The 702-nt window shown below is 59.7% G+C and carries 2 protein-coding genes; both read right to left on the reverse strand.

The window, feature by feature from the left end:
• Positions 1-343: IS3 family transposase (locus FEV53_RS20515; RefSeq protein WP_142836433.1), on the reverse strand; the 343-nt coding region annotated here is incomplete at its 3' end.
• Positions 340-639 (reverse strand): transposase, encoded by a 300-nt coding sequence (locus tag FEV53_RS20520; RefSeq protein WP_142836434.1) that lies wholly within the window; start codon positions 637-639, stop codon positions 340-342. The genes FEV53_RS20520 and FEV53_RS20515, both read right to left, overlap by 4 nt.
• Positions 640-702 lie beyond the last annotated feature (63 nt).

Here is a 702-nt window from a genome sequence, read left to right on the forward strand (position 1 = left end):
TGCTGTTTGTGGTGACCGGCTTGCGCGGCTTGCGTTGGCCGGCTGAGATCCTGTTTCCCCGCATTATTTTGGCCACGCGCCGCTCTGAGACGCGCTCGCCATCAGCGCCCAGATCCCGGTGAATGCGTTTGGAGCCGTAGCGGTATTTGCTTGCTTTAAAGAAGTGCCTGATCCGCTCCAGCAACGCCACGTCTTGTGCCGCACGCCGCGCTTCCCGGCCTTGACGGGCCGCCAAGCTCGCGTCGTGACCATAAAACCAACTGCGTGACAGGCGGACCAGCCGGCAGAGTGTCGAAACCGCGTATTGAGCTTTGTGGGCAGTGATGAAAGCGTGCTTATTCATCGTGGTTTCACCGCCCGAGACGCGAAAAAAGCGGAGGCTTTCTGGAGGATCTCATTCTCCTCCGCGAGACGCTTATTCTCTTTGCGAAGCCGCTCCAACTCAGCCGCATCAGCCCTTTGGCGGCGCTTCGCTTCCATCGAGCCGAACGCCTCAATCTCCAGCCGCCAGGTTTTCAACTGCGTGCCGGTGATCCCCAGCTCTTTCGCGACGCTGCCCTGCGTCGCGCCTGGCTCATAAAGCCGTTCAACCGCTGCAGCTTTGAATTCGTCCGTGTATTTCCGTCGATGTCGTCCCATCTCGTGCTCCTCTCGTGGACAGGGGTAAAGTACCCCGCTGTCCGGAGACAGGGACGAAGATCA

The organism is Palleronia caenipelagi (assembly GCF_007004065.1).
In the GTDB taxonomy this organism is placed as follows: domain Bacteria; phylum Pseudomonadota; class Alphaproteobacteria; order Rhodobacterales; family Rhodobacteraceae; genus Palleronia; species Palleronia caenipelagi.

Coding starts and splice junctions, on each gene's coding strand:
- FEV53_RS20520 (WP_142836434.1), bottom strand. CDS start 639: ATGGGACGACATCGACGGAAATACACGGACGAATTCAAAGCTGCAGCG.